Source organism: Aquibium microcysteis, from assembly GCF_014495845.1.
GTDB classification, from domain to species: domain Bacteria; phylum Pseudomonadota; class Alphaproteobacteria; order Rhizobiales; family Rhizobiaceae; genus Aquibium; species Aquibium microcysteis.
In genome coordinates, this window is the sequence record NZ_CP061080.1 from 6,039,413 (window position 1) to 6,052,104 (window position 12,692).

Here is a 12,692-nt window from a genome sequence, read left to right on the forward strand (position 1 = left end):
TCGTTCGGGAGCCGGTACCGGAATGAGGGAGCGAGTTTGAACCGATGAGCGATACCGCCAACCAGCCGGAATTCGGACGTCGACGCGAAGCGGCCAAGCCGATCGTGCCCAAGACGGCCAACGAGGCGCTTCGCCCGGAGATGGGCACGCCGCCGCCGCGCCGGTCGCGCGCATCGCGCAGCCAGGTCGTCATCTTCCTGAACTTCCTGATGTCGACGATCTTCCTCGTCACCATCGGTGCCGGTCTTCTCGTCTATTACGGCAAGTTGGAGTTCGAGGGTCCCGGGCCCTCCGCCACCGGAGCCGTGGTGCTGGTGCGGCCCAGCACCGGCGTGCGCGAGATCGGCGCGCAGCTCGAACGGTCGGGCCTGATCAGCGACGCACGCATCTTCGCGCTCGGCGTACGTGCCTATGGTGCCGACGGGGAACTGAAGGCGGGCGAATACGAGATCAAGCCCCGCGCCTCCATGCAGGACATCATGGAGATCCTCAAGAGCGGCCGGTCCGTTCTCTACTCTCTGACCATCCCGGAAGGCCTGACCGTGGAACAGGCGTTCCAGCGCATCGCCGAGCACGAGGCCCTGGTCGGCGACATGCCGTCGGATCTCCCTCCGGAGGGAAGCCTGATCGCCGACACGCAGCGCTTCACGCGCGGAACGGAACGCAAGGATCTGATTGCCCGCATGTCCGCCGCGCAGAAGAGCCTCGTCGAGAGCATCTGGGCGCGCCGCGTCGACGGCCTTCCGCTGAAGGACATCAACGATTTCGTGACCCTCGCGTCGATCGTGGAAAAGGAGACCGGGCAGGCGGAGGAGCGGTCCCGGGTGGCGGCCGTGTTCATCAACCGGCTGAACAAGGGCATGCGGCTCCAGTCGGATCCCACGATCATCTACGGCATCTTCGGCGGCAAGGGCAAACCGGCCGACCGGCCGATCTACCGCTCCGACATCGACAAGCCGACGCCCTACAACACCTACACCATCAACGGCCTGCCTCCCGGTCCGATCGCCTCGCCCGGCCGTGCCTCTCTCGAAGCCGTCGCCAATCCGTCGAAGACCAATGACCTCTACTTCGTCGCCGACGGCACCGGCGGTCACGTCTTCGCCGCGACGCTCCAGGAGCACAACGAGAACGTTGCGCGCTGGCGTGCGATCGAGCGCAAGCGGCGCGAGAGCGCTGCGGCGGATCCGGCTGCGCCTGCGGACGAAACCGGCGAAGCGGAACCGGCGGCGGCAGACTGAGCCGGCGGGCTGACGGGGGACAGCATGACAGTTCAGAGCATGACCGGCTTCGCCCGCGCGTCGGCGGAGCAGGACGGCGCGTCGATCACCTGGGAATTGCGGTCGGTCAACGGCAAGGGGCTCGAAGCGCGCCTGCGCCTGCCGCCGGGGCTCGAGCGCGTCGAACAGGCTGCGAAGCAGGCCATTCAGAAGCGTTTCGCCCGCGGCAACATCCAGGCGTCGCTCGCCGTCGCGCGCAGCGGACCGGCAGCGCGGCCCGTCGTCAACGAGGCGCTCCTCGAGGAGGCCGCCGCGCTGGCGCAGCGGCTCCAGGCGCGCTTCGGCTGTGCGCCGGCATCCGCCGACGGGCTGCTCGCGCTGCGCGGCGTTCTCGAGATTCCCGAACTGGCCGACGACGAGGACGCGCGGTCGGCTCTCGATGCCGCCATCCTGGCCGTGCTCGACGAAGCCGTTTCCGGTCTCGAACGGGCGCGCCGCGCAGAAGGCGAGGCCCTCTCGGCGATCCTCCTCGGGCAGGTCGCCGCGATCGAGGCGCTCGTGCTGAGGGCCGAGGCCGATCCCTCGCGCGATCCGGCCGTCATCCGCGAGCGCATCGGCGCGCAGGTGCGCCTGCTGATGGGCGCGGCCGGGTCGGCGCTCGACGAGACCCGGCTGCACATGGAAGCGGCGATCCTGGCCACCAAGGCCGACATCCGCGAGGAGATCGACCGCCTGAAGGCCCATGTCGAATCCGCCCGCCGGATGATCGAAGCGGGCGGCGCCACGGGCCGCCGGCTCGATTTCCTGGCACAGGAATTCAACCGCGAATCGAATACGCTGTGTTCGAAGTCGAACGCCACCGCCGTCACGGCAATCGGCCTGGAACTGAAGGTCGTCGTCGACCAGTTCCGCGAGCAACTGCAGAATCTGGAGTAGAGGCATGGTCGACCGCTCACCGTCCGAGGGCATTCGCCGCCGCGGCCTCATGCTCGTGCTCTCCTCCCCGTCGGGGGCCGGCAAGTCGACCATTGCGCGCAACCTGCTCGAGAACGACAAGGGTTTCGAACTCTCGGTCAGCGTCACGACCCGGCCGCGCCGGTCGAGCGAAATCGACGGCGTCCACTACCACTTCCGTTCGCGCCGCGAGTTCGACTACCTGCGCGATAACGACGAACTGCTGGAATGGGCCGAAGTGCACGGCAACTTCTACGCCACGCCCCGCGAGCCGGCCGAGCGGGCGATGAACGAGGGCCGGGACATGCTCTTCGACATCGACTGGCAGGGTGCCGAGCAGTTGCGCGAGAAGATGCAGGGCGACATCGTCTCGGTGTTCATCCTGCCGCCCTCCATGTCCGAACTGAAGGCGCGGCTGCAGCGGCGCGCCGAGGACGACGCCGAGACGATCGCGCGCCGGCTGGCGAATGCCCGCCGGGAGATCGAGCACTGGCGCGACTATGACTACGTGGTGATCAATCGCGACCTCGATCGCGCCTACCAGCAGGTGCTCTCGATCGTGGCGGCGGAACGCCTGCGCCGCGACCGCAGCCCCGGCCTGTTCGACTACGTCACCCGCCTGCTCGACGAAAAGGTGGAGTGACGGTGGCAGCCGTCACGACCGCGGCAGTTCTCAGGTGCGCGCAGCGAGCGCGTTGGCCAGGCGCACGAACTCCTCGACGCTGAGGGTCTCGGCCCTGCGCGTGCCGTCGATGCCGGCCTCGGCGAGCAGGGTTTCGCCACCCACCCGCTTCAGACTCTGGCGCAGCATCTTGCGCCGCTGGCCGAAGGCCGCCTCGGTCACGCGCTCCAGGAGCTTCAGCTCGGCCGCCGGCGGGACGGCGCGCGGCGTCAGGTGCACCACCGACGAGGTGACCTTCGGCGGCGGCGTGAAGGCCTGCCGCGGCACGTCGAAGGCGATCTGCGCCTGCGTCCGCCAGCCGGCCAGGACCCCGAGCCGTCCATAGGCATCGGCACCGGGAGCGGCCACGATCCGCTCGGCGACTTCCTTCTGGAACATCAGCGTCATCGACGACCAGAACGGCGGCCAGTCGCGGCTCGTCAGCCAGCGCACGAGCAGTTCGGTGCCGATGTTGTAGGGCAGGTTCGCCACGATGCGCACCGGCTCGCCCGGCGCGAGCGCGGCGAAGTCGGTCTTCATCGCGTCGCCGGAGACCACGTCGAGGCGGCCGGGATAGTGCTCGGCGATCTGCGCCAGCGCCGCCAGGCAGCGCTCGTCCCGCTCGATCGCGATCACGCGCCGCGCGCCGGAGAACAGCAGCGCCCGGGTGAGACCTCCGGGCCCGGGCCCTACCTCGATGACCGTACTCTGCGTCAGATCGCCGGCCGCGCGCGCGATCTTGCCGGTCAGGTTCAGGTCGAGCAGGAAGTTCTGCCCGAGAGACTTCCTCGCGTCGATCCCATGCGCGGCGATGACCTCCCGCAGCGGCGGCAGTCCGTCGGTCGTCATGCTGCGGCAGGCCCGCTGCCGCCGGCGAGGGCCGCGGCCATGCGCAGCGCCGCCACGAGGCTGTCGGGACGCGCGATGCCCTTACCGGCGATGTCGAAGGCGGTGCCATGGTCCGGCGAGGTTCGCACGAAGGGCAGGCCCAGCGTCACGTTGACGGCTTCGTCGAAGGCCAGCGCCTTGGCCGGGATCAGTGCCTGGTCGTGATACATGCAGATCGCGACGTCGTAGCCCTGCCGGGCGCGCGCATGGAAGAGCGTGTCGGCGGGAAGGGGCCCGCGGGCGTCGATGCCCTCGCGAAGCAGCGCCTCCACGGCCGGTCGGACGATGGCCTGGTCCTCCGTGCCCATGGCGCCGTTCTCCCCGGCATGCGGATTGAGCCCCGCGATCGCCAGCCGCGGACGGGCGATGCCGAAGCGCTGCCGCAGATCCTGCGCCGCGATGCGCGCCGTCTCGACGACCATCTCGGCGGTGAGCATCTCCGGGACGTCACGCAGGGCGACGTGGATCGTCACCGGGATGGTGCGCAGGTCGGGGCCGGCGATCATCATCACCGGGCGTATCTCCGTCCCCGTCGCCCGCGCGGCCAGGTGGGCGAGGTACTCGGTATGGCCGGGAAAGCGGAACCCTGCTTCGTAGAGCGGCTTCTTGGCGATCGGGTTGGTCACCACAGCGGCGGCCTTTCCCGCCAGCGTGTCGGCGACGGCGCGGTCGATGGCCTCGACGATGCCGGCCGCATTGTCTGCGAGCGGCTCGCCGGGACGATCGGTCAGCCGACCGTCGAGTCTGACGACGGGCAGCGCCCGCGCGAAGACCTCGACGGCGTCGCCGGGCGAGACGGTTTCCAGGGGGACGTGCAGACCCAGCGCCCGGCCGCGCGCGGCCACGAGCGCCGGATCGGCCAGCAGATAGAAGGGGGGCAGGCCGAGCGCCTTGCGCTGCGACCATGCGACGAGCGTCAGCTCAGGGCCGATCCCTGACGGATCGCCGCAGGTGACCGCCAGCGGCACGGCGGGCGACCGCACCTCAGCGATTGATGATTCGCGCATTCTTGCGCAGTTCGTCGAGGTACTTCTTCGCCAGTTCGTCCACCTTGCCGCCGTCGGCGGCTTCGTTCTGGAAGATCATCCGCGCGACCCGGTCGTCGGAGACCTCGCGCGTGCTGCAGATGCCGATGAACTCGACGCCGCGGTCGGTCTCGCGCACAGGCGTGGCCTGCCCCGGCTGTGCCGCCTTGATGGGCTTTTCCCATTCCGGCGGCAGTTCGGGAGCGACGATCCGGCCGAGGTCGCGCACGGTCACGTCGATCAGGCCCTTGGCGAATTCGCGCGTCGTGCCGCAGCCGTTGAAGCGGGCTCGCATCGCCTCGGCCTCGCGCTTGCGCTTGGCCATCAGCGACTTCCGGTCGCTGGCGGGGACCACGAAGATCACCTGCTGCAGCATGTACTCGGTGGCCGTCGGCTTCTGGCCGCCTTTCTCCAGCATGCGCTGGACGGCATCCTGCTCGCTCATGCGTCCTTCGGCACGCGCCCGCGCACCGAGCGCCTGATTCCACCCGATCTGGGCGCGGATGTAGTCCTTGAAGTGCTGCTTGGTCACGCCGGACTGGGCGAGGATCTGGTCGAGCTGGGCAACCTGCAGCTTGTTGCCCGAAGCGAAGCGGGCATAGGCGTCGTCCACCTGCTTGTCCGTGACATTGATCCGCAGGCGCGCGATCTCCGACATCTGCAGCGCCTGCTCGATCATGGCGTCGGAAGCGCTGCCGGTCCGGCGCTGCAGCTTCATGAAGGCGCTGCGCCGGGAGATGTCGTAGCTGGTGACGGGGACGTTGTTCACCACATACTTGATTTCGCTGGCATGCGCCGCGGTCGTCAGGGCCGCCGGAAGCAGAGGCAGGACGATCCCGACCGACAGGAAGGCAGGAATGGCGAGGCGTCGCAGGATCGACATCATGGACATGGTGTTCCTCGTGGTGGTCTTCGGGCGATCGAGCAACGCCTCATGTCGCATCGATACGGCGAAACCATGACTTCCCGCCGGATCCGCCTTCACTTGCCGTCCAGACCGGGCAGATCCGTCGATGCCGTGCCGAAATCACCGATGGTGCGGAAACCGATCCGGAACCCGATATCGAAATCCACTTTGCCGTCGTCGATCGTCTCGGTGCGCGTGAGCGCCATGGCATAGGTGAAGCACTCGTCCGCATAAGCGAAGTTGATGCCACTCTTCACCAGCGTCTCGGATTCGAAGTCATAGGAGCCGCGGCCGGAGACCGACCAGTTCTCGTTCAGCTGGACGCGGCTGCCGAGGGAGATCTCGCGCCGGTCGAACTTCAGCCCATAGAGCGGCTGCTTCTCGATGAAGGTATAGCCCGCGACGACATCGACCCGCCCCACCGTCGCCTGGGCGGCGAAGTCGGTGCGCCGTACGGCCAGCGTCTTCTCGTCGAAGCGACCGCCGGCCGAAAACGTCAGGCTGCCCGGCGACTGGAGGCTGACCATGCCGACGAAGTCGGACACGTCCGTTTCCAGGCCCGAATAGGCACCGGCGCTGACGAGGTTGGGCTGGGCGAAGGGGTTTTCGCCGGCAATATGGTAGGACTGGCCGAACACGGCATTGGCAGTCCAGCCACCACCGAAATCCCCGGAGTAGCGGATGCCGAGATTGGCCCTGGTACCGCCTTCCATGAGATCGTAGCCGGAGAACTTGTCGTGCTCGAACAGGTTCGTCGCGTCGAAGACGAGGCTCTGGGCATCCTCGTTTGGGATCGACAGCGAATTGCCGTAGGGCGCGTCCGGACGGACCAGGATCTGGGCGATCGGCTCGAGGACGTGCGAGGCGCTCGTCGTGGAAAACATGACCGGCCAGCGCACTTCCATGCCGGCCGTCGCCATGCCGCGATAGTAGGACGAGCGGACGTCGGCGGCCACCGCGCCGTAGGAACTGCCGTCATGCGAGTAGGCGAGACCGGCCAGACCCGTCGCCATGCTGGAATAGGCCGCCGCGGAAGCGGTGGAGAGGTCTGCCCCGATCACGTCGCCACGCGCCGAAAGCAGCGGCGTCAGAACGATGCCGTTCTGGGTGATGAAGTTCCGCTTCCACTCGGTCGCGAGCGTCAGGCGGCCGGACGTGCCCTCGACGCCGCCGAAGCGAGGGGTCGAATCGTCGAGGGGATTAAGGGCGGCGAAGTCCAGCTTGTTGCGGTGGACCACCTGGAGATTGACGTCGAAGCCGAGTTCACCGCCCGCCACCGGATCGTCGAGCGTGTAGGAATAGTCCAGCGACGGAAGCACCCAGGGCTGCAGGGGATCGCGCTGATTGTCCACGTCGCGGTCCTGGTAGCGGAACTTGAGGACGCGGACGTCGAAGTAATTCCGGTCGTCGAGACCGGTCAGATAGGCCTTGTCGACCCGCCGGGTCTGAGAGAAGCCCTCGATGCCGTAGGTTCGCGAGAAGTTGGTGTCGCTCTGCAGCAGCGCGTCCCAGCCGAAGCTCCAGCGCGGATTGATCGTGAACCGACCCTTCGTGCCCACCATCCAGCGCGTCGTCTCCTGCGCGTCGAGACGGCCGGTGTCGAAGGCGTCGGGATCCTGCTGCATGATCCCGGCGGCCTTCAGCGAGTAGAAGCCGCTGTCGAAGCGCTGCCGCCACTCGGCTTCCCCGAGGAAGCCCTGGCGCGTGTAATAGTGGCCGGTCAGCGTCAGGTCGTAATTGGGCGCCAGCGCGATGAAGTAGGGCTGCGACAGCCGTGCCCCGAGGTCGCTCGAATAGCCGATGGAAGGAATGAGGAAGCCGGTCTTGCGCGTCACCGAGGGGTCGGCGATCTCGAACGCCGGCAGATGCGCGAGCGGCATCCCGAAGAACTCGAACTGGGCCTGTTCGAACCGCACCGTCCGGGACTGGCCGTTCCAGATGATCTTCTTCGACTTCACCCGCCAGATCGGCGACTTGTCCGGCTGGTCCTCGCAGGGGGCACAGGCGGTGTAGACGCCGTTGTTGAAGATCGTCAGCAGACCGGCGCGCCGCTCCGCGCTCTCGGCGGCGAAATAGGTGTCGTCCACCGTCTGGATGCGCAGCGCGTTGACGAAACCGTCCTTGAAATCGTCCGTGACGTCGATGTCGTCCGAGAAGATGCGGGTGCCGTCGCGATAGATGATCTCGACGTCGCCGACGGCGACGATTCGGCCGGTCTGCTGGTTGTAGGTGATGCGGCGCGCCACGAGGCGATTGCCGTCGTATTCGATCCGCACGTCGCCGGCCGCGGTGACCGTCTTGCGGTCGTTGTCGTAGACGAGGTTGTCGGCCTCGAGAAGCATCGGGCCGTCGCCGGAAGTCGCGGCGAGATCGCCGAGCTCCTGCGCATGGACGGTTGCTGCGCCGAACGCGCACAGCAAGGCCAAGGCCGTCGCGCCGCACAGAAGGCGCGCACGCGCAGCCGTCCCGCAGCTACCCCTCACCAACCGCACTAACCGTCCTCCTTGTACAGCAGGAATGTCACGCCAAAGAACATGGCGATGACAACCGGAACCCACGCTGCAACCACCGGCGGCACAATCCCCGAACTGCCGAACGCCTTCACGAGAGTCGTCACGACATAAAGCAGAAACCCGGCCGCGATGCCACCCAGAATGAGAGTCCCCGATTGCCCCAGCCTGACGAATCCCATCGACACCGTCGCCGCGATCAGCGTCATGGCGACCATGAGCACCGGCAGGGCGACGAGCGAATGATACTGCATCGAAAAACCGTTTGCAGCATAGCCATACGCTTTCGCGGTCTCGATTTTTTCGCCGAGCTCGAAGAACGGCGTCGCCTCGGGCCGGGCGAGGCGCTGCTGGACGAATTCGGGCCTCAGATTGGTGGGCACGCGCGTGGTGACGCTGGCGACCGGCTTGTCTCCCGACTTGAAGCCGCGGACGTCCGTCAGGATCCACTCGCCATCGGCGAGATCCGCGCGCCTGGCGTCCTGGCGCTCGGTGATGCGCCCTTCCTTGTCGATGTGGAGGAAGACGGCGTCGGAGAGCGCCAGCCCGCCATCGAGGACCGCGCGCGCGCCGATGATGACATCCCCGGTCTCGCCGCGCTGCCGCAGCCAGGGCGTCGACGACGCAGAAACCTTGTTCGAGCTTCCGGAGCGGATGTCGCTTTCCATCCGCTCGACGGCCGAGAAGCCGTAGGCGGCGATCGGGTTGAGCACGAGCACCGAGGCCAGCCCGAAGACGAAGGCGCCGATGCAGGCCGGCAGCAGGAATTGCCAGGCCGAGATGCCGGCTGCACGTGCGATCACCAGTTCGTACTTGCGGTTCAGCGCGATCAGCGTCGCCATTGCGGCAAACAGGGCGATGAAGGGAACGGTGATCTGCAGCACCATCGGCGTGCGCAGGCTGGTCATCAGCAGGCCGACCGGCAGACTGTAGCCGGGCAGGCCGCTCAGCCGGCTCGACTGCTCGGTGAAGTCGATGATGAAGATCAGCGAGAAGATGCCGATGAGGAACCAGGCGGTGATGACGATGTACCGCCGGAAGAAATAGCGCCCGAGCGTCCAGCCGATCATGGCCGTCCCCCCACGGTCCCGGCGGCATCCATCCGCCCCGGCCGCCGGCCGGACCACCGGCCAAGGGAATCGGAGATCTTCGCCAGCCAGTCGGCCGGCGGCGTCATCGCCCGCCCGGTCAGGATGAAGTAGAGCGCAAACAGGACGTTGCCTGCGATCATGGCATAGACCCAGGGGATGTAGGCGGCGGATTCCTCGACCTTGTCGGTCATGACGTAGCCCTGCCAACGGGCGACGAGCGCGACCCCGACTGCCGCGATCATGGGATGAATCCGCGCCTCGCGATGCGACCTCACGTCGCCGGCGGCGGCGAGGGCGAAGAGCCCGAAGACGATCGAGTAGAACCATTCCGACAGGATCCGGTGCGCTTCGGCGGTATAAAGCAGCGGCGCGCGCTGGACGATCCGGTCGTTGGGCGGCGGATCGAGAAGATAGGCGAGGGAACGGTCCTTCGGCGAGAAATAGATCTCGCCGGTCTTCGATGCGAAGCCGGAAAGGTCGAATGCATAGGAGACGAAACGGATGACCGACACGTCTCCGCCGGGGGCCTTGCGGTGGACCTCGCCGTCGCGCATCAGCAGGATCTGGCCGCCGTCGACGCGCTGGATGTCGCCCTCCTTCGCGTAGAACAGGAGATCGACGTTCTTCTCGCGCGAATCGGCGACGACGATGCCGCCGAGCCTGCCATCCGGCAGGCGATCGCTCACCTGCACGTAGAGCCCGTCCTCGATCCTGCGGAACGAGCCTTCCTGGATCACGGTGGAAAGAAGATCCGCATGCGACGTCGCGATGATTTCGCGCACGCGTTGCCGCGCAGCAGGCTCCACGAAGACGTCGACCGCGAAGGAGAGGACAGCCGCCAGTACCGCGAGCAGCATGATCGGGCGGATGATCGTCATGCGCCCTGCACCGGAGGCCGCGATGACCGAAAGTTCCGAGTCCTGGTTCATCGCCGAGAGCGCCTGCGTCGCTCCGATGATCACCGCGAAGGGCGCGACCACGGGTATCATCGTCGGCAGGAGCAGGGTCGCCAGTTGCAGGAAGGCCAGCGCCGTCTGACCGCTGTCGGTGACGAGGTTTATGCGCCCGAGGACCTGCGTCGTCCACGCAATCGCCACGGCGATGGCCAGCGTCGCCGCCGCCACCTTGAGGGCGCGCAGGAAAATGTATCGTTCGACGAGCTTCATCCGTATGGCTGTCGGTGTCCCTGTGCGCGCCGTCGCCCGCGGCGGCAGGTTATGCCGTCGCCGCCAGCGTCTCAAGCGTCCGTCGCACTGCTTCTCTTCTCGTGCCCGCCGTCCAATAGCGGATTGTGCGCAAGCACGGCTAAAAAAGGGCGAAGGGACGCGGTTAACATTTCGTGAACGCCGCGGGCGGGCCGCCGGCGTCCGGCCGACGCTTCCCGTGTGCCGATTCCCATCCGCCGGCCGATGCTCTACATAGACGTGTCATCTTGCCGGCCTTGGCCGGCTCAAATCCCGGGTAAGCCATGCACAAGCCACCATCCATCGCCTTCGCCAAGCTCTCCGCGGCGCCGAAGAAAGGGACTGCCGTGATCCTCCTCGGCGAGGAGGCGTCGCCGGCCGCGTCCGTGAGCCTGCTCGATCCCTCCGGCACGATCGCGAGGGCGGCGGCGGCGGCCAAGTTCAAGGGTGGCTTCGGCGCCACGCTGGACGTCTGGGCTCCCGACGCTACCGAACTCGATCGCTTCGCCCTGCTCGGCGCCGGCAAGCCGGACAAGCGCGACGAGTCCGGCTGGATGCGTCTCGGCGGATCGGCCTGGCCGCTGGTGCGCAAGGCCGAGACCGCAGCGGTGGTTCTCGAACTCGCCGACGGCGAGCCCGACGAGGTCGCCGCGGCCGCCTTTGCGCTCGGGTTGCTGCTGCGCTCCTACAGCTTCGACAAGTACAAGTCGAAGAAGGACGTCAAGGGGAAGGCCCGGGAAGACGAGGACGGCAAGCCGAAGCTATCGAAGCTGACGATTCACTGCGCGGATCCGTCGGCTGCCAAGAAGGCATTCGCCGACGCCGAGGCGGTGATGGGCGGAGTCTTCCTGGCGCGCGATCTGGTCAACGAGCCGGCCAATGCGCTGGGGCCCGTCGAGTTCGCCGACAAGGCGAAGGAACTCGAGGAACTCGGCGTCACCGTCGAGGTGCTGGCCGAAAAGGAGATGAAGAAGCTCGGCATGGGCGCGCTTCTGGGCGTCGCCCAGGGATCCCCGCGCGGCGCCCGGCTGGTGGTGATGCAGTGGAACGGCGCCAAGGGGAAGGACAAGCCGATCGCCTTCGTCGGCAAGGGCGTCACCTTCGACACCGGCGGCAATTCCATGAAGCCGGCTTCGGGCATGGAAGACATGAAGGGCGACATGGGCGGTGCTGCAGCCGTCACCGGGCTGATGCACGCGCTTGCCTCCCGAAAGGCGAAGGCGAACGTCGTCGGCATCATCGGCCTCGTCGAGAACGCCGTCGACGGCAATGCCCAGCGGCCGGGCGACATCGTCACCTCGATGTCGGGCCAGACGATCGAGGTTCTGAACACCGACGCCGAGGGGCGCCTCGTGCTGGCCGACGCGCTCTGGTACTGCAACGACCGCTTCGAACCGGCCTTCATGGTCAACCTGGCGACGCTGACGGGCGCCATCATGGTCGCGCTCGGCCAGCACCATGCCGGCCTGTTCTCGAACGACGACGACCTCGCCGGCAAGCTGGCGCAGGCGGGCATGGTCACCGGCGAAAAGCTCTGGCGCATGCCGCTCGGACCCGAATACGACAAGCTGATCGAATCCAAGAACGCCGACATGAAGAACATCGGCGGCCGCTACGGCGGCGCCATCATCGCCGCGCAGTTCCTCCAGCGTTTCGTCAAGGAGACTCCCTGGGCGCATCTGGACATCGCGGGGACCGCGATGGGATCTCCGGCCAGCGACACGAACACGTCCTGGGGATCGGGCTTCGGCGTCCGCCTCCTCGACCGGCTGGTGCGGGACCACTACGAGGCGTGACGGACGTCCTGTTCTACCACCTGACCGAATCGACGCTCGAGGAGGCGCTGCCCGCCCTCGTCGAGCGCTCGCTCGGCCGGGGGTGGAAGGTCGTGATCCAGACCGGCAGCGACGAGCGGCGCGATGCGCTCGACCAGCATCTGTGGACCTTTCGCGACGATTCCTTCATCGGGCACGGGGTCGAGCACGAGCCGCACGCAGCCGATCAGCCGGTGCTGCTCACCTCCGGCGCGGCGAATGCCAACGGCGCCGAGATCCGCTTCCTCGTCGACGGCGCCCGCCCGCCGGACCTGGCCGGCTACCAGCGCGCCGTCTTCATGTTCGACGGTCATGACGAGATGCAGCTGACGCTTGCGAGGCAGGACTGGAAAGCCGTCCGGGCCGCAGGCCACCAGGCGACCTACTGGAAGCAGACCCCGGACGGACGCTGGGAACGCCAGGGCTGACGCTTCGGAC

General features: G+C 67.3%; 11 protein-coding genes. 5 read left to right on the top strand and 6 right to left on the bottom strand.

What is annotated here, in order from left to right; translation table 11 throughout:
• Positions 1-44 precede the first annotated feature (44 nt).
• Genes mltG through gmk form a run of 3 tightly spaced genes read left to right on the top strand, consistent with a single transcriptional unit; the run spans position 45 to position 2,817 of the window.
• Complete coding sequence (gene mltG, locus IAI54_RS28440; protein ID WP_187970371.1) at positions 45-1,241, top strand: endolytic transglycosylase MltG; 1,197 nt, start codon at positions 45-47, stop codon at positions 1,239-1,241.
• Between the two features lie 24 nt (positions 1,242-1,265).
• Positions 1,266-2,156, top strand: coding sequence for a YicC/YloC family endoribonuclease (locus tag IAI54_RS28445; RefSeq protein WP_187970372.1), 891 nt, complete (start codon positions 1,266-1,268; stop codon positions 2,154-2,156).
• A 4-nt stretch (positions 2,157-2,160) separates the two neighbouring features.
• Positions 2,161-2,817: a guanylate kinase gene (gmk, locus tag IAI54_RS28450; RefSeq protein WP_235679196.1), complete on the top strand. Its 657-nt coding sequence runs from the start codon at positions 2,161-2,163 to the stop codon at positions 2,815-2,817.
• A 30-nt stretch (positions 2,818-2,847) separates the two neighbouring features.
• Here gmk and rsmA read toward each other — a convergent pair whose 3' ends face one another.
• The 6 genes from rsmA to IAI54_RS28480 all read right to left on the bottom strand — a co-directional run bounded on the left by rsmA (position 2,848) and on the right by IAI54_RS28480 (position 10,422).
• Positions 2,848-3,684 (bottom strand): 16S rRNA (adenine(1518)-N(6)/adenine(1519)-N(6))-dimethyltransferase RsmA, encoded by an 837-nt coding sequence (rsmA, locus tag IAI54_RS28455; RefSeq protein ID WP_187970373.1) that lies wholly within the window; start codon positions 3,682-3,684, stop codon positions 2,848-2,850.
• Positions 3,681-4,730, bottom strand: coding sequence for a 4-hydroxythreonine-4-phosphate dehydrogenase PdxA (pdxA, locus tag IAI54_RS28460; protein ID WP_187970374.1), 1,050 nt, complete (start codon positions 4,728-4,730; stop codon positions 3,681-3,683). Before pdxA ends, rsmA begins: the two co-directional genes overlap by 4 nt.
• On the bottom strand, positions 4,708-5,640 hold the full coding sequence (locus tag IAI54_RS28465; RefSeq protein WP_235679197.1) for a peptidylprolyl isomerase: 933 nt from the start codon (positions 5,638-5,640) through the stop codon (positions 4,708-4,710). The genes pdxA and IAI54_RS28465 overlap by 23 nt, the downstream gene beginning before the upstream one ends.
• An 89-nt stretch (positions 5,641-5,729) precedes the next feature.
• Positions 5,730-8,081 carry an LPS-assembly protein LptD gene (locus tag IAI54_RS28470; RefSeq protein ID WP_338021481.1) on the bottom strand — a complete coding sequence of 784 codons (2,352 nt, stop codon included), beginning with the start codon at positions 8,079-8,081 and terminating at the stop codon, positions 5,730-5,732.
• A 65-nt stretch (positions 8,082-8,146) separates the two neighbouring features.
• Positions 8,147-9,235, bottom strand: a complete 1,089-nt coding sequence (gene lptG / locus IAI54_RS28475) for an LPS export ABC transporter permease LptG (RefSeq protein ID WP_187970375.1) — start codon at positions 9,233-9,235, stop codon at positions 8,147-8,149.
• The gene (locus IAI54_RS28480; RefSeq protein WP_187970376.1) at positions 9,232-10,422 is read right to left on the bottom strand and encodes an LptF/LptG family permease; all 1,191 of its coding nucleotides are present in this window, start codon (positions 10,420-10,422) and stop codon (positions 9,232-9,234) included. The genes lptG and IAI54_RS28480 overlap by 4 nt, the downstream gene beginning before the upstream one ends.
• A 302-nt stretch (positions 10,423-10,724) precedes the next feature.
• Here IAI54_RS28480 and IAI54_RS28485 point away from each other — a divergent pair, with 302 nt between their 5' ends.
• Positions 10,725-12,236: a leucyl aminopeptidase gene (locus tag IAI54_RS28485; RefSeq protein ID WP_187970377.1), complete on the top strand. Its 1,512-nt coding sequence runs from the start codon at positions 10,725-10,727 to the stop codon at positions 12,234-12,236.
• Positions 12,233-12,682 carry a DNA polymerase III subunit chi gene (locus tag IAI54_RS28490; protein ID WP_187970378.1) on the top strand — a complete coding sequence of 150 codons (450 nt, stop codon included), beginning with the start codon at positions 12,233-12,235 and terminating at the stop codon, positions 12,680-12,682. Before IAI54_RS28485 ends, IAI54_RS28490 begins: the two co-directional genes overlap by 4 nt.
• Positions 12,683-12,692: the final 10 nt, after the last annotated feature.